12 protein-coding genes are annotated in these 14,008 nt (G+C 72.3%); 3 read left to right on the top strand and 9 right to left on the bottom strand.

The annotated features are described in order from the left end of the window. Positions 1 to 23: 23 nt before the first annotated feature. Positions 24 to 533: a GtrA family protein gene (locus ACFZDA_RS11470; RefSeq protein WP_391078405.1), complete on the top strand. Its 510-nt coding sequence runs from the start codon at positions 24 to 26 to the stop codon at positions 531 to 533. 29 nt (positions 534 to 562) lie between these two features. Here ACFZDA_RS11470 and ACFZDA_RS11465 read toward each other — a convergent pair whose 3' ends face one another. After that, a complete protein-coding gene (locus tag ACFZDA_RS11465; protein ID WP_391078403.1) occupies positions 563 to 1,840 on the bottom strand; it encodes an ATP-binding protein in 1,278 nt (425 codons plus the stop codon). 38 nt (positions 1,841 to 1,878) lie between these two features. Continuing rightward, on the bottom strand, positions 1,879 to 2,556 hold the full coding sequence (locus tag ACFZDA_RS11460) for a response regulator transcription factor (RefSeq protein WP_010034575.1): 678 nt from the start codon (positions 2,554 to 2,556) through the stop codon (positions 1,879 to 1,881). Positions 2,557 to 3,085: 529 nt separating this feature from the next. On the opposite strand from ACFZDA_RS11460, the gene ACFZDA_RS11455 reads away from it, so the two are divergent. Then, positions 3,086 to 4,624, top strand: coding sequence for an oligopeptide:H+ symporter (locus ACFZDA_RS11455; RefSeq protein WP_391078400.1), 1,539 nt, complete (start codon positions 3,086 to 3,088; stop codon positions 4,622 to 4,624). Positions 4,625 to 4,702: 78 nt separating this feature from the next. Here ACFZDA_RS11455 and ACFZDA_RS11450 read toward each other — a convergent pair whose 3' ends face one another. From ACFZDA_RS11450 to ACFZDA_RS11435, 4 genes are all read right to left on the bottom strand, one after another. Next, entirely contained in the window at positions 4,703 to 5,719 is a 1,017-nt protein-coding gene (locus tag ACFZDA_RS11450; protein ID WP_391078397.1) for a hypothetical protein, read from the bottom strand. Positions 5,720 to 5,782: 63 nt separating this feature from the next. Next, on the bottom strand, positions 5,783 to 6,502 hold the full coding sequence (locus ACFZDA_RS11445; protein ID WP_391078394.1) for an LPXTG cell wall anchor domain-containing protein: 720 nt from the start codon (positions 6,500 to 6,502) through the stop codon (positions 5,783 to 5,785). A 1,055-nt stretch (positions 6,503 to 7,557) separates the two neighbouring features. After that, on the bottom strand, positions 7,558 to 8,112 hold the full coding sequence (locus ACFZDA_RS11440) for an ATP-binding protein (RefSeq protein ID WP_391078391.1): 555 nt from the start codon (positions 8,110 to 8,112) through the stop codon (positions 7,558 to 7,560). A 255-nt stretch (positions 8,113 to 8,367) separates the two neighbouring features. After that, the gene (locus tag ACFZDA_RS11435; protein ID WP_030242586.1) at positions 8,368 to 8,745 is read right to left on the bottom strand and encodes an STAS domain-containing protein; all 378 of its coding nucleotides are present in this window, start codon (positions 8,743 to 8,745) and stop codon (positions 8,368 to 8,370) included. 238 nt (positions 8,746 to 8,983) lie between these two features. Here ACFZDA_RS11435 and ACFZDA_RS11430 point away from each other — a divergent pair, with 238 nt between their 5' ends. Further along, positions 8,984 to 9,910, top strand: a complete 927-nt coding sequence (locus ACFZDA_RS11430) for an RNA polymerase sigma factor SigF (protein WP_274816783.1) — start codon at positions 8,984 to 8,986, stop codon at positions 9,908 to 9,910. 226 nt (positions 9,911 to 10,136) lie between these two features. Here ACFZDA_RS11430 and hutI read toward each other — a convergent pair whose 3' ends face one another. From hutI to ACFZDA_RS11415, 3 genes are read right to left on the bottom strand one after another with little or no spacing between them, the layout of a single operon-like run. After that, a complete protein-coding gene (gene hutI / locus ACFZDA_RS11425) occupies positions 10,137 to 11,426 on the bottom strand; it encodes an imidazolonepropionase (RefSeq protein WP_391078387.1) in 1,290 nt (429 codons plus the stop codon). Then, on the bottom strand, positions 11,423 to 12,775 hold the full coding sequence (locus tag ACFZDA_RS11420; protein ID WP_391078385.1) for a formimidoylglutamate deiminase: 1,353 nt from the start codon (positions 12,773 to 12,775) through the stop codon (positions 11,423 to 11,425). The genes hutI and ACFZDA_RS11420 overlap by 4 nt, the downstream gene beginning before the upstream one ends. Beyond that, positions 12,766 to 13,968, bottom strand: a complete 1,203-nt coding sequence (locus ACFZDA_RS11415) for an allantoate amidohydrolase (protein WP_391078384.1) — start codon at positions 13,966 to 13,968, stop codon at positions 12,766 to 12,768. The genes ACFZDA_RS11420 and ACFZDA_RS11415 overlap by 10 nt, the downstream gene beginning before the upstream one ends. Positions 13,969 to 14,008 lie beyond the last annotated feature (40 nt).

Below are 14,008 nucleotides of genomic sequence, written 5' to 3'. Positions count from 1 at the left end.
CACGGACGGGGGCCTGCACGACCATGGGACATGGTGCCTCGCGGCTCCGACGGGTCGTCCACGAAGTCGCCAAGTTCGGCGCGGTGGGCGGTGCCGGGGTGCTCGTCAACCTCCTCGTGTTCAACCTGGTACGGCATGTCACCGACCTCCAGGTGGTGCGCGCGAGCGTCATCGCGACCGTCGTGGCGATCGTCTTCAACTACGTCGGCTTCCGCTACTTCACCTACCGCGACCGCGACAAGAGCCGCCGTACGCGGGAGATGACGCTGTTCCTGCTGTTCAGCGCGATCGGGCTGGTCATCGAGAACGGCATCCTGTACGCGGCCACCTACGGCTTCGGCTGGGACACCCCGCTGCAGAACAACATCTTCAAGTTCGTCGGCATCGGCGTCGCCACGCTGTTCCGCTTCTGGTCGTACCGCAGCTGGGTGTTCCGCGCCCTTCCGGCCCGTGAGGCGGTGGCGGACGCCGAATCGATCCTGACGGGCGAACCGGCCGGGGAGCGGCGGGCGGCGGGGCAGCGGGTGCCGTAGGCCCCTTCCGCGCTTTCCGGCCGCGCGCGTCAGCGGATCATCGGCTCGTCCTCGTCGCCGAGGGACTTGCGGACGGGCGTGCGGGACAGGAACAGGCCGAACACCGGGGGCTTGGTCTGGAGCATCTCCAGACGCCCGCCGTCCGCTTCCGCCAGGTCGCGGGCCACGGCCAGGCCGATGCCCGTGGAGTTGCGGCCGCTGATGGCCCGCTCGAAGATCCGGGCGCCGAGATCGGCGGGGACCCCGGGGCCCTCGTCCGTGACCTCGATGACGGCCTGGTTGCCGGTGACGCGGGTGCGCAGCGCCACCGTGCCGCCGCCGTGCATCAGGGAGTTCTCGATCAGCGCGGCCAGCACCTGCGCGACCGCTCCCGGTGTGCCGACGGCCTCCAGGTGCCGCTTGCCGGAGCTGACGATCGCCCGGCCCGCGCTGCGGTAGGCGGGGCGCCACTCGGCCAGCTGCTGCTGGATGACCTCGTCGAGGTCGAAGGTGACGGCGGAACCGGTGCGCGGGTCGCGGGAGTTCGTCAGCAGCCGCTCGACGACGTCCGTGAGCCGCTCGACCTGGGTCAGCGCGATCGTCGCCTCTTCCTTCACCGTGTCCGGGTCGTCGGTGAGGGTGATCTCCTCCAGCCGCATGGACAGCGCGGTGAGCGGCGTCCGCAGCTGGTGGGAGGCGTCCGCGGCCAGCCGCCGCTCGGCGGTGAGCATGCGCGCGATGCGCTCGGCCGAACCGTCCAGCACGTCCGCGACCCGGTCCAGCTCGGGCACGCCGTACCGCTTGTGGCGCGGGCGCGGATCGCCCGAGCCGAGCCGCTCGGCCGTCTCCGCGAGGTCGGTCAGCGGCGACGCCAGCCGGTTCGCCTGGCGGACGGCCAGCAGCACCGCGGCCACCACCGCGAGCAGCGCCACGAGCGCGATGATCAGCAGGGTGCGGCCGACCTCGCGGGTCACCGAGGAGCGCGGCTCCTGGACGGTGACCGTCTCGCCCTCCTCGCCGGGCGCGCTCGCGCTGATCACCTCACCGGACGGCTGGGAGCCGACCTCGATGGGCGCCTCCCCGGGGATCCGGATCACCGCGTAGTAGCGGTTCTGCGTGATCTGGTCGCGCAGCACCTCCGCGTCGACCTGCTGCGCCCCGAAGAGCCGGCTGTCGACGATGCTGGCCAGCCGGACCGCCTCGGACTCCACCCGCTCCTGGGCGCTGTTGCTGATCGTCCTGGTCTCGACGATGACGAGGGAGACGCCGAAGACGGCGATCACGACGAGCACCACGGCGAGCGTGGACTGGATCAGTCGACGGCGCATGTCCCGTTACCCGTACCTACCCGTGCCTGTCCCGCGGCTCAGCTCTTCTCGAAACGGAAGCCCACACCGCGCACCGTGGCGATGTACCGGGGGTTGGCCGCGTCGTCGCCGAGCTTCTTGCGCAGCCAGGAGATGTGCATGTCGAGGGTCTTGGTCGAGGACCACCAGGTGGTGTCCCAGACCTCGCGCATCAGCTGGTCGCGGGTGACGACCCGGCCCGCGTCGCGCACCAGCACCCGCAGCAGGTCGAACTCCTTGGCGGTGAGCTGGAGCTCCTCCTCGCCCATCCAGGCGCGGTGCGACTCGACGTCGATCCGCACGCCGTGGGTGGCGGGCGGCTGCTGCGGCTCGGCTGCGCCGCGGCGCAGCAGCGCGCGGACGCGGGCGAGCAGCTCGGCGAGCCGGAAGGGCTTGGTGACGTAGTCGTCGGCGCCCGCGTCGAGCCCGACGACGGTGTCCACCTCGTCGGCGCGCGCGGTCAGGATGAGGATCGGGATGCTGTGGCCTTCGCCACGCAGGCGGCGGGCCACCTCCAGACCGTCCATGCCGGGCAGGCCCAGGTCGAGCACGACCAGGTCGACGCCACCCTGCATTCCGGCGTCGAGCGCGGTGGGTCCGTCCTCACGCACCTCGACCTCGTAGCCCTCCCGGCGCAGAGCACGGGCGAGAGGCTCCGAGATGGACGCGTCGTCCTCGGCGAGCAGTACACGGGTCATGAGGTGATGGTAGACCTGCGGGCCCCTGAGCTGGGGTGTGACCGGAAGCCTTGATTCTTACCCGTGGCACATCCGGTTCTTACGGTGTGCGGGTAGACGCCCAGACCTCTGCCTGTGGGGTGTGATCCTGGTAAAGACCTTGGAAATAGTGCTTACAGTTCCCCCGACACCTGTGATCCGTGTCTCAAGTCCTTCCATATACGGCGGTGTCCTGCCGTATGGTGAATCAACGCCTGTAGCACCATGGCGACCTTCGGAGGCTGTTTGCCCCTGGAGGTCTCTTTTGTGTGCGGGGTCGTGCGCGGGCCGCCTCAGCGGCCCCCCGACCCCAAACGACCTGTGGCCGGGCCTCGTCGTGCGGATACGCGCGTAGAGGCGTGGATCCCGGTGGCGACCGCCCACCGCTCCGTCACCCGGAGCGGACCCCCGTAGGCGTCGGGCGGACGGCCGTACGAACCGGTGCCGGCAGCTCCCCCCGGGCGCACCGACCGCTGTCAGCGGAGCGCGTCCCGACCAGCAAGGAACGACCATGGCGTCCAGCCTGACGAAGGACCCGGCCCGCCCGGGCATCCCCGGCTCCGAGAGGACCTTCTTCGGCCACCCCCGCGGACTGGCCACTTTGTTCATGACCGAGATGTGGGAGCGGTTCAGCTTCTACGGCATGCGAGCCCTGCTCGTCGTGTACCTGCTCTCCGGCGGGCCCGACGCCAAGAAGGGCAGCATGGGCGGCGGTCTCGGCATGGACCTCGCCACGACGACGGCGATCTACTCGGTCTACCTGTCGATGGTGTACCTGCTCGCCATGCCCGGCGGCTGGCTCGGCGACCGGGTCTGGGGTCCGCGCAAGACCGTGGCGATCGCGGCCGTCACGATCATGGCCGGTCACCTGGTGCTGGCCCTGCCCGGCGGCCAGGCGCCCTTCTTCGCCGGCCTGGCCCTGGTGGCACTGGGCTCCGGCCTGCTCAAGGCCAACATCTCCACCATGGTCGGCCACCTCTACGACGGCCCGGACGACCCGCGCCGTGACGGCGGCTTCACGATCTTCTACATGGGCATCAACATGGGTGCCTTCTTCGCGCCGCTGATCATCGGCACGGTCGGCCAGCAGGTGAGCTGGCACCTCGGCTTCGGTCTGGCCGCGGTCGGTATGGGCATCGGCCTCGTCGCCTTCCTCGTCGGCACCCGGAACCTGAGCCCGCGAAGCAACGTCGTGCCCAAGCCGCTGGCGGCCGAGGAGCGCTCGTCCTGGCTGCGCAAGGGCCTGCTCTGGCTGGCCGTCGCGGTCGTCTTCTACGGCGTCGTCGGCCTCACCGGCCACTTCACGCTCAACTGGGCGATGATCCCGCTCACGGTGATCGGCCTGGTCATCCCGGCCGGCGTGCTGATCCGGATCAAGCGGGACAAGGAGCTCAGCGGGGTCGAGCAGTCGAAGATGACCGGCTACATCTGGTTCTTCGTCGCGGCGGCCGCCTTCTGGATGATCTACGACCAGGGTGGCTCCACGGTCCAGGCGTTCGGTGAGACGAAGGCCTCCGGCTCGCTGCTCGGCTTCGACTTCCCGTCGTCCTGGTACCAGTCGCTGAACCCGGTGTTCATCATGGCCCTGGCCCCGGTCTTCGCCTGGTTCTGGCTGTGGCTGAACCGCAAGGGCAAGGAGCCGAGCACGGTCGCCAAGTTCGCCGCGGCGCTGTTCTTCATCGGGGTCTCGTTCTTCTTCTTCCTGCTGCCGCTGGGCACGGCCGGCGGTGACACGCTGGTCAGCCCGATGTGGCTGGTGGGCATCTACCTGATCCAGACGGTCGGTGAGCTGTGCCTTTCGCCGGTCGGCCTGTCGGTGACGACGAAGATGGCCCCGGCCAAGTACGCCAGCCAGATGATGGGCGTCTGGTTCCTCGCGGTCACGGCGGGCGACTCGGTGACGGGTCTGCTGTCCAACCCGGCCGTCGGCGGCGTCGACCTGAGCGGCACGGGCGCGGTCGCGGCGGAGGCGGTCCTCGCCGCGCTGGCGGGCGGCGCGGTGTACATGTACCGCAGGAAGGTCAAGGCGCTGATGGGCGACGTCCACTGAGCCGTCGCACCGGACCCTGACGAACGGGCCGCCGCACCTTTCGGGGTGCGGCGGCCCTTCTTGTCCCAGGTCGTCGCCTCACGTCCTCGTCGAACTCGGCGGTTCGGCGTCCGGGGAGACCCACGGCAGGGCCGGGGACCGGCGTGCGGCGGGCAGGCGCGGGCGCCTGCGCGGGCGGCGGCGGGGCGGGCGGGCCGCGTGGACGGGGTGGCGGGGGCGGACGTGGTCCACGACGGCCAGGCCGGCGCGGAACACCGCCGCCGGGACGACCAGGCAGACCAGGACCCAGAACAGGGTCACGCCCCACGGGCGGCCCACGCCCCAGGGCTGTTCCGCGAGGACCTTGCCGCCGTACTTCAGGGACACCGTGTAGTCGCCGTGCGCCCCGCCCGCGAGCTCCACCGGGAGTTCGACGCGCGCCTTGCCACCGGGCCGGATCGTGCCGCGCCAGCGCTGGTCCTGCCACTGCGGGGCGAACACGCCGTGGGAGGTGCCGACCTGGAAGACGGGGTCCTTCACGGGGGACGTCCCGACGTTCCCGACGGTGACCACGAGGGTCCGGGCGGGCGGGGAGCCGAACCAGGTCAGCAGCCCGCTGGAGCCCCGCAGGCGGGTGTCCGCGAGCAGGGACAGCCGTCCGCCGGCCCGGTCGGCGGGCAGCGGCTCGACCGCGTGCCCGGCGACCCGGAGGGCCGCGTCGGCCTCGGCCCCGGCCCCCGTCACCGTCGCCACGTGCACCACGCAGGGGCACGGCACGGGCGGTTCCACGACGGGCAGTTCGCGGCGGAAGCGCCCGTCGGCGCCGGTGGTGACGGCCCGGCCGTCTGCGTTGGCGCAGGAGTTGGTGCCGCCCCTCACGCCCCGGGACGGCTCCGCCTGCCCGCAGACCAGCAGCGTCAGCAGGGCACGCGGACGCCAGCCGCTGCCGGTGACGGTGACCGAGCCGCCCGTCCCGGCCTGGGCCCTGGACAGCTCGACGACCGGCCGCTCCGCCGCCCCGGCGGGCCCGGCGCCCGCCACGCCCGGCAGGAGAACCAGCAGGAGGGGCAGCAGGAGACGCAGTGGCAGGTACGGAACACGGGCGACGTACGGCATCGGCGGCTCCAGCGGTCGTACGTGCGGGCGGGCCTGGGGGCGTGCGGGCGGGCGCTCAGTGGCTCAGTGGGTCCGTGAAGCCCGTACACCCGCCCCCTGGTGGCGTCGTGTCAGCCACAGCGCGCCCGCCGCACCGGCGAGCAGGACGGTTCCGCCGAGGGTGCCGAGGGCGACGGCCGAGTCCTCCGGGCCGGTCTGCGGGAGCTCGTCGCCGGAGCCGGAGCCCGCGCCCGAGCCGCCGCCCTGGGTGGAGCCGGTGGCGCCGCCGCCGCTCGCAGCCGTGACGTCGAGGGTCAGGGACGGGCCCGGGTCGTTCGTCGGCGTGCAGGTGGTCGTCGTGCCGAGCGCCTTGATGGTGAGCACACCGGCCGTGAAGGTGACCTCGCCGCTCTTCTTCGGCGTGTACGTGCCGCTCAGGTCGTTGATCTTGATCGGCGTGTTGGCGGGGATCGCGGCGTCGTTGGCGGGGCCCGTCACCGTCAGGGTGCCGCTGTCCGCGCCGCCCAGGGCGATGGTGGCGCTCGGGGTCATCGCGCCCTTGCCCAGTTCGACCGGGCTGGAGGAGACGCCCTTCTGCCACGACATGGTGATCCGGTAGCCGGTGCCGCTCTTGACGCCCTTGATGTCGATGGGCGAGACGGCGCTCTTGTCGCCGATCGGCGTCTTGCACTGGTAGTTGACGTCGACGACCTCGGCCCGGGCCATGGGGGCGGCCATCAACACCGCCGAGCCGGCCAGGGCCGCGGCGGACGCGAGTGCGGCGGTTCGATTCCGGTACGACACGGAGCCGCTCCCCTTCCTGTTTCCTGACGGCGCATCAGATCGGGCCGTCAAGGTACGCCCGGGGCGTTGAGGAAGGAAGAGACAGTGCGGGCCGGATCTGTGGCGATCCGGGGTGTGGTGGGTGAGGGGCGGGGGGATGTGCGGCGGGGGTTGCGTGGGGATCGGGGGGCGGGGAGTTCCGTGGGGACCAGGGGCGGTCGGGCGGTGGGCCTGCGAGCGGGGCAGCCGGACAGGGGGGCGGCTGGGCGATTGGGCGGCCGGGCATGGGCCAGCGGGGCGGCCGGGCGGGCGGCCAGCGAGCGGGGCAGCCGGTCACGGGGCCAGCGAGGCGGTCGGGCGCTTGGGCGCTTGGGCGGTCGGGCAGCCGACGAGCGGGGCGGCCGGGCGGCCGGGCAGCGGGGCCAGCGAGGCGGCCGGGCAACGAGGCAGCGGGCAGCGGGGTAACGGGCAGCGGGGTAACGGGGCGGTCGGGCAGCCGATGAGCGGAGCGGCCGGGCGGAGGCCAGCGGGCAGCGGGGCAACGGGGCGGCCGGGCGGAGGCCAGCGCGGCGGCCGGGCAACGAGGCAGCGGGCCACGGGGCAGCCGGGCAGCCGGGCAGCCGGGCAGCCGACGAGCGGAGCGGCCGGGCAGCGCGGCCAGCCGGGCAACGGGCAGTCAGGCAACCGAGCAAGCCGCGCAGTCGCCCCGCGAACTGCCCGATCACGCCCCTTCACCCGAACGGCCGTGCGGAAAGGGTCCGGAGTCCGCCCCCGCACGATCACCCGGGAAACAGCCGAAGTCACGCCCGGCCGATCGCCCTCGGGGAGCGCGCGGAGCCCGCGCCCGGCCAATCGTCCGAGAAGTAGCCGCAGCCGCACGGCCACCCGCGAAACAGCCGAAGCCCCACGTGGACAGGCACCCGAAAACCGCCGAAACCCACCACCCGCACGAGCACCCAAGAAACAGCCCGAGCCCGCCCCCGGACGGGCACCCAAGAAACAGCCCGAGCCCGCCCCCGGACGGGCACTCAGGAAACAGCCGAAGCCGCCACCGGGCGCGCTCTCAGCGCCCCGGATCAGGCAGGAGCCCCCAGTTCGGCCCACACCGTCTTGCCGGCGACTCCCGGTGAGCGGACGACGCCCCAGTCCAGGCACAGCCGCTGGACGATGAACATGCCGTGACCGCCCGGGCGGCCGGCCCGGTGCGGGGTGCGGGGCGACGGCTGGCCGGTGCCCCGGTCGGCGACCTCGATGCGGATCACCTTGTTGTCGCAGGTGATCCACAGCTGGTCCGGCCCCTCGGCGTGCAGACAGGCATTGGTGACCAGCTCGGAGACGACGAGCAGGACGTCCTCGGCGGCGGCCCGCCGGTCCGCGGACGCGGCCGGCAGCCAGCCCCACGCGTACAGCGCCTGGCGGGCGAAGTCGCGGGCGAGCGGGACGACACCGCTCGCCCCGTCGAAGCTCAGCCGGCGCACCTGCCGGCCCCCCGGCGGTGCCGCGGCTCCGGACGGCGCGGCCACGCCCTCGCCGGACGCACCGCCCGCCGGCACGCCACCCTCGGACGCCCCGGAAGCGCCGCTGGGCTCCGGCCCGCGGTCGCCCGGCGAGTAGGGCCGGGTGGTGCTCATCAGCGCTTCACCTCACCGATTCACCAGTTCACGATTCAAAAAATTCATTCCACAGTCAGTCACGCAGTGCGCGGCACGACGGTTTCGCGACGCCCCAGCCGCCCTGGCGGCCGACCGTTCCAGGATGTCTCCTGCCCGGGCGGACCGGGGGAACACCCCCGTATTCGGCGCGAAAGGCATGACGGGGACAGGACACCGGTCACAGGAGGAGTCACAAGAGGATGACCGAGGCTCGGCGCGCCCACGCAACGCCGGTCAGCCCGACTCGTCGGCCAAGGCCGCCTCAAGGGTGTCATGGACGCTGAAGACCGCATCCGCACCAGTAATCTCGAACACGCGTGCCACTACCGGCTGCATCCCGGCGAGTGTCACGCCACCGCCCGCGGCCTCGGCCTTCAGCCGGGCGCCCAGGAGCACGTTGAGCCCCGTGGAGTCGCAGAACTCGAGCCGCGCGCAGTCGATGACCAGGCGCTTGAATCCCTTGGCGAGGCAGTCCTCGAGTGGCTCACGCAACAGATCGGCGGTGTGGTGATCCAGCTCACCCGCCGGGGTCACGACGGCACTAGAGCCCTCTTCCCGCACCTCCACCAGAAGCCGGCCAGACTGTGCGCTGCCGACTGTCCCGCGGTCCATGCCGTCTCTCTCTCCCGACGTCGTGACTGCTGCTGACGCCCTCGAACACTACGCCTTCCCGCCACGCTTCGACACCCGAACAACTACACACAAACGGACATATGCCCACAGAACGCACTTGCGGTGGGCTCGGGAAAGCGGGTAGGCCTAGTAAGGACACGTACCCGACACGGCCGGCTTTGGAGGCGCCGCACACCGCAGTGCACCTTACGGCTCCGGCAGCCTTATGCCGAGAACGATGGAGGACATCATGTCACCCCGGCTCGACGCATCGCGTACCCAGAAAGCGACGTCGACACCCCCTCCGGAACATCTGGATCCCATCGAGCAGGACGAGATGCTCGTCACACAGGACGACCTTCTCGCCGGACTTCCGGACATCCCCCCGTACGAGGAAGTCGACGCGGTCGACGCACGGGCCCTGTCCAAGACCCTCTTCGAGCGCCTCGAGTCGCTGGAGGAAGGCACCCACGAGTACTCGTACGTCCGCAACACGCTCGTCGAACTGAACCTCGCACTGGTCAAGTTCGCCGCCTCCCGGTTCCGCTCCCGCAGCGAGCCGATGGAGGACATCATCCAGGTCGGCACCATCGGCCTGATCAAGGCGATCGACCGCTTCGAGCTGTCTCGGGGTGTCGAGTTCCCCACATTCGCGATGCCGACCATCGTCGGCGAGATCAAGCGCTTCTTCCGCGACACCTCGTGGTCGGTGCGCGTTCCGCGGCGGCTCCAGGAGCTGCGGCTCGACCTGGCCAAGGCCGGTGACGAGCTGGCCCAGAAGCTGGACCGCGCCCCGACGGTGACCGAACTGGCCGAGCGCCTCGGCATCTCCAACGACGAGGTCGTCGAGGGCATGGCCGCGTCGAACGCCTACACCGCCTCCTCGCTGGACGCCCAGCCGGAGGAGGACGACTCCGAGGGCGCGCTCGCGGACCGCATCGGCTACGAGGACCACGGGCTCGAAGGCATCGAGTACGTCGAGTCCTTGAAGCCGCTGATAGCCGAACTTCCGCCGCGTGACCGGAAGATCCTTTCGCTGCGCTTCGTCGCGGGCATGACCCAGTCGGAGATCGGCGAGGAACTGGGCATCTCCCAGATGCACGTCTCGCGGCTGCTCTCGCGCACGCTGGTACGGCTGCGCAAGGGGCTGACCGTCGAGGAGTGATCCCGAGGAGATCCTCCGCGGAGTGATCCTCGCCGCACGACGCTGTGCCCGGTGACGCTGTCTTTCGGGGGCGGACCGAACGGTCCGCCCCCGAGTGCGTTTCCTGCGGGCCTCAGTGCGTCCGCTGCTCCCTCACCAGCCGCTTCGCGCGGTCGCGCCGGGATGTCATGTGCGAAGCAGGTTGATGTGGCGGATCGTCAACTTCGCTTTGGTGCGCCTTCCTCGGTCAGAGCACCCGCTCGCCGCGCCGCCAGACTCCGGTGACCAGCGGGACGCCGGGCCGGTAGGCCAGGTGGACGTGGCTCGGGGCGTCGAGAAGCGTCAGGTCGGCGTACGCGCCCGGGGTGAGGCGGCCGATGTCGGTGCGCCGCAGGGCCGCGGCGCCGCCCGCGGTGGCCGACCAGACGGCCTCGTCCGGGGTCATGCCCATGTCCCGTACGGCGAGCGCGACGCAGAACGGGACGGACGAGGTGAAGGACGAGCCCGGGTTGCAGTCGGTGGACAGGGCCACGGTGACACCCGCGTCGAGGAGACGGCGGGCATCCGGCCACGCGGCGCGGGTGGAGAACTCGGCGCCGGGCAGGAGGGTGGCGACCGTGCTGCTGTTCGCCAGGGCGTCGACGTCATCGTCCGTCAGGTGCGTGCAGTGGTCGGCGCTGGCCGCGTCGAGTTCGACCGCCAGCCGCACGCCCGGGCCGTAGGAGAGCTGGTTGGCGTGGATACGGGGGTGCAGGCCGCGGGCCTGGCCGGCGGTGAGGATCGCGCGGGCCTGGTCGCCGTCGAAGGCGCCCTGCTCGCAGAAGACGTCGATCCAGCGGGCGTGCGGCGCGCAGGCGTCGAGCATCTCGCCCGTGACCAGGGCGACGTAGGCGGCCGGGTCCTCGGCGAACTCGGGGGCGACGATGTGGGCGCCGAGGTAGGTGACCTCGTCGGTGTGGGCGGCGGCGACGCGCAGGGCCCGGGCCTCGTCCTCGACCGTGAGGCCGTAGCCGGACTTCGTCTCGAAGGTGGTCGTGCCCTGGCGGAGGGCCTCGGCGAGGTAACGGGTGACGTTGGCTTCCAGTTCCCCGTCCGTCGCGGCTCGGGTGGCCGCGACGGTCGTGCGGATGCCGCCCGCGCTGTACGGCCGCCCCGACATGCGGGCGTTGAACTCCTGCGTCCGGTCGCCCGCGAAGACGAGGTGGGAGTGGGAGTCGACGAAGCCGGGGAGGACCGCCCGGCCGCCGGCGTCGACCCGATTGTCAGTGGCGGGTGCTTTGCTTTGATCACCGGTCCACGCGATGCGGTCGCCTTCGATGACGACGGCCGCGTCCTGGACCAGTCCGAGGGGGGAATTGTCACCGAGGGAGGGGTCGTTGGTGACCAGGGCTGCGATGTTGGTGATGAGTGTGCTCGCGGTGCTCGCGGAGTGGGCGGGGCTGACGGTCGTCGCGTTGCTCATGGCGTCCTCGGTGGCCTGGTCGGCGGTGGGGTCGGGTGCGGGGGCCGACCGCTCGAAGGGGCGGCTCGGGGTCATCCGCGCAGGGCTTCGACGGCGTCCGCGAGGGCTCGCGGCACATCCGGTACGAGCGAGTGCACCCCGTCCCGTACGACGTGCCGGCCTCCCACGACCGTATGCGACACGTCCGCTGCCGACGCGGCGAATACGGCCGTCTCGGCCCCGAGCCGCGGAAGCGGCCCTGCCGTCCTGACCGAGTCGAGCGCGATCGTCGTGAAGTCGGCGAGCGCGCCGGGCTCCAGGGCGCCCGCGTCCTCCCAGCCGAGCGCCGCGTGCCCGTCCGGCGAGGCGGCCCGCAGGAGGGCTGCCGCCGTCCAGTGGCCTCGGGTTCGGGTGCGCAGGCGCTCGTTCAGCTCCATGGCGCGCGCCTCTTCGAGCAGGTCGATCACGGCGTGGCTGTCGGAGCCGAGCGAGAGCGGCGAGCCCGCCTGCTGAAGGGCGGCGGCGGGTCCGATGCCGTCGGCGAGGTCCCGCTCGGTGGTGGGGCACATGCAGGTGCCGGTGCCGCTGCCGCCGATGAGGCAGATGTCGTCGGCGGTCAGGTGGGTGTTGTGGACGCCGGTGGTGCGCGGGCCGAGGACGCCGTGGTCCGCCAGGAGCCGGGTGGGGGTGCGACCGTGGGCCTCCCGGCAGGCGTCGTTCTCGGCCGTCTGTTCCGACAGGTGCACATGGAGCGGGGCCCGCCGCTCCTCGGCCCACCGCGCGACGGTCGCCAGCTGGTCGGCGGGCACGGCCCGCACGGAGTGGATGGCCGCTCCGATCCGCGCGTGATCTCGTTCCTTGAGAACTGAACAGCGTTCGGCCCAGGCGTCCGCCGTGCCGTCGGAGAAGCGGAGCTGGGGGGTGGTGGGCGGCTGTCCGAAGCCGGAGGAGAGGTAGGCGGTGTCGAGGAGGGTGATGCGGATCCCGGCTTCGGCGGCGGCCGCGATGAGGGCCTCGCCCATCGCGTTGGGGTCGGCGTAGGGGGTGCCGCCGACGGCGTGGTGGACGTAGTGGAACTCGCCGACGGCCGTGATGCCGGCCAGGGCCATCTCGGCGTACACGGCGCGGGCGAGGGCGTGGTAGCTGTCCGGGGTGAGCCCGGCGGCCGTGGCGTACATGACCTCGCGCCAGGTCCAGAAGGTGCCGGAGCCGACCTGGGCGGTGCCGCGCAGGGCGCGGTGGAAGGCGTGGCTGTGGGCGTTGGCGAGGCCGGGGAGGGTGAGGCCGCGCAGGACCTCGGCGCCGGGGGGCGGGGCGGGGGTGCCCGGGCGGACGGCGGCGATGCGGCCGTCCCGGACGTCCAGGGTCACGCCCGGCTCGACGTGGGTGCCGAGCCAGGCGTGCTCCAGCCAGTACGTGCGCGTGGCTGCGGTGGTCACCTGCACGCCAGTCCTTCCAGTACGTCGGCGAGGGCGAGTACCCCGGCCACGCAGTCGTCCTCGGTGGCGGATTCGGCCGGTGAGTGGGAGACACCGGTGGGGTTGCGCACGAACAGCATGGCGGTCGGGATGCTCCCGGACAGGATCCCGGCGTCGTGTCCGGCGCCGGTGCCGAGGACGGGGACGGTGAGGCCGGTGTCCTTGCCGAGGATGCTGGCGAGTTCGTCGCGCAGGGCGTGGTCGAACTCGACGACGGGGGTGAACGACTCGCGCACGACGGCGAGGTCGACACCGTGGGCGGCGGCGTACTCCGCGGCCGCCTTCTCGACGCCGGCGACCACGGCGTCCAGGCTGTCCTGGTCGGCGGCGCGCGAGTCGAGCCAGCCGCGCACCAGGGAGGGGATGGCGTTGACGCCGTTCGGCTCGACGGCGATCTTGCCGAAGGTGGCGACGGCTCCGGCGAGTTCGGCCTCGCGGCGGGCCGCGATGACGGTCTGGGCGTAGGACAGCATGGGGTCGCGCCGGTCGGCGAGCCGGGTGGTGCCGGCGTGGTTGGCCTCGCCGGCGAAGTCGAACCGCCAGCGGCCGTGCGGCCAGATCGCGCTGGCGATGCCGACCCGGTCGCCGGACAGGTCGAGGGCCCGGCCCTGCTCGACGTGCAGTTCGACGAAGGCACCGATGCGGGCGAGCCGCTCGGGGTCGGGTCCGATGGCGTCCGGGTCGTGTCCGGCGGCCTCCATGGCCCGGGGCAGCGTCACGCCCTCGCCGTCGGTGAGCCGGTGCGCCTGCTCGCGGGTGAGCTGCCCGGCGGTGAGCCGGGACCCGACACAGGCGAGCCCGAACCGGGCGCCTTCCTCGTCACCGAAGTTCACGATGCCGAGGGGCCGGGTGAACCGCGCGTCCCGGCCGCGCAGTTCGTCCAGCGCGGCGAAGGCGGACACGACGCCGAGGGGCCCGTCGAAGGCGCCGCCGTCCGGCACGGAGTCCAGATGCGACCCGGTGACGACGGCGTCCCCGGCGGCGGGGTCACCGAGCCAGGCCCACTGGTTCCCGTTGCGGTCGGCCTCGTAGCGCAGTCCTCGGGCAGCGGCTTGCTCTTCGAACCAGGCCCGGCAGTCGCCGTCGGCACCGGTCCAGGCGAATCGGCGGTAGCCGTTGGAGGCGGGGTGGCGGCCGATGGGCAGCAGCTCGCGCCACATCTGGTGGAAGGAGGCGCCGGCAGCACCAGGCTGCGAGCCG

This window comes from Streptomyces sp. NPDC007991 (genome assembly GCF_042958445.1).
Classification (GTDB): domain Bacteria; phylum Actinomycetota; class Actinomycetes; order Streptomycetales; family Streptomycetaceae; genus Streptomyces.
Note: the sequence above shows the minus strand (reverse complement) of the source record. Positions and strands in the feature narration are given on the sequence as shown.

What these genes read in the sequence shown, in the direction of transcription:
- ACFZDA_RS11470 (WP_391078405.1), top strand. Translation starts at nt 24, where the DNA reads ATGGGACATGGTGCCTCGCGGCTCCGACGGGTCGTCCACGAAGTCGCC.
- hutI (WP_391078387.1), bottom strand. Translation starts at nt 11,426, where the DNA reads ATGACCCCGAGCCGCCCCTTCGAGCGGTCGGCCCCCGCACCCGACCCC.
- ACFZDA_RS11435 (WP_030242586.1), bottom strand. Translation starts at nt 8,745, where the DNA reads ATGGACCGCGGGACAGTCGGCAGCGCACAGTCTGGCCGGCTTCTGGTG.
- ACFZDA_RS11440 (WP_391078391.1), bottom strand. Translation starts at nt 8,112, where the DNA reads ATGAGCACCACCCGGCCCTACTCGCCGGGCGACCGCGGGCCGGAGCCC.
- ACFZDA_RS11415 (WP_391078384.1), bottom strand. Translation starts at nt 13,968, where the DNA reads ATGTGGCGCGAGCTGCTGCCCATCGGCCGCCACCCCGCCTCCAACGGC.
- ACFZDA_RS11450 (WP_391078397.1), bottom strand. Translation starts at nt 5,719, where the DNA reads ATGCCGTACGTCGCCCGTGTTCCGTACCTGCCACTGCGTCTCCTGCTG.
- ACFZDA_RS11430 (WP_274816783.1), top strand. Translation starts at nt 8,984, where the DNA reads ATGGAGGACATCATGTCACCCCGGCTCGACGCATCGCGTACCCAGAAA.
- ACFZDA_RS11465 (WP_391078403.1), bottom strand. Translation starts at nt 1,840, where the DNA reads ATGCGCCGTCGACTGATCCAGTCCACGCTCGCCGTGGTGCTCGTCGTG.
- ACFZDA_RS11460 (WP_010034575.1), bottom strand. Translation starts at nt 2,556, where the DNA reads ATGACCCGTGTACTGCTCGCCGAGGACGACGCGTCCATCTCGGAGCCT.
- ACFZDA_RS11455 (WP_391078400.1), top strand. Translation starts at nt 3,086, where the DNA reads ATGGCGTCCAGCCTGACGAAGGACCCGGCCCGCCCGGGCATCCCCGGC.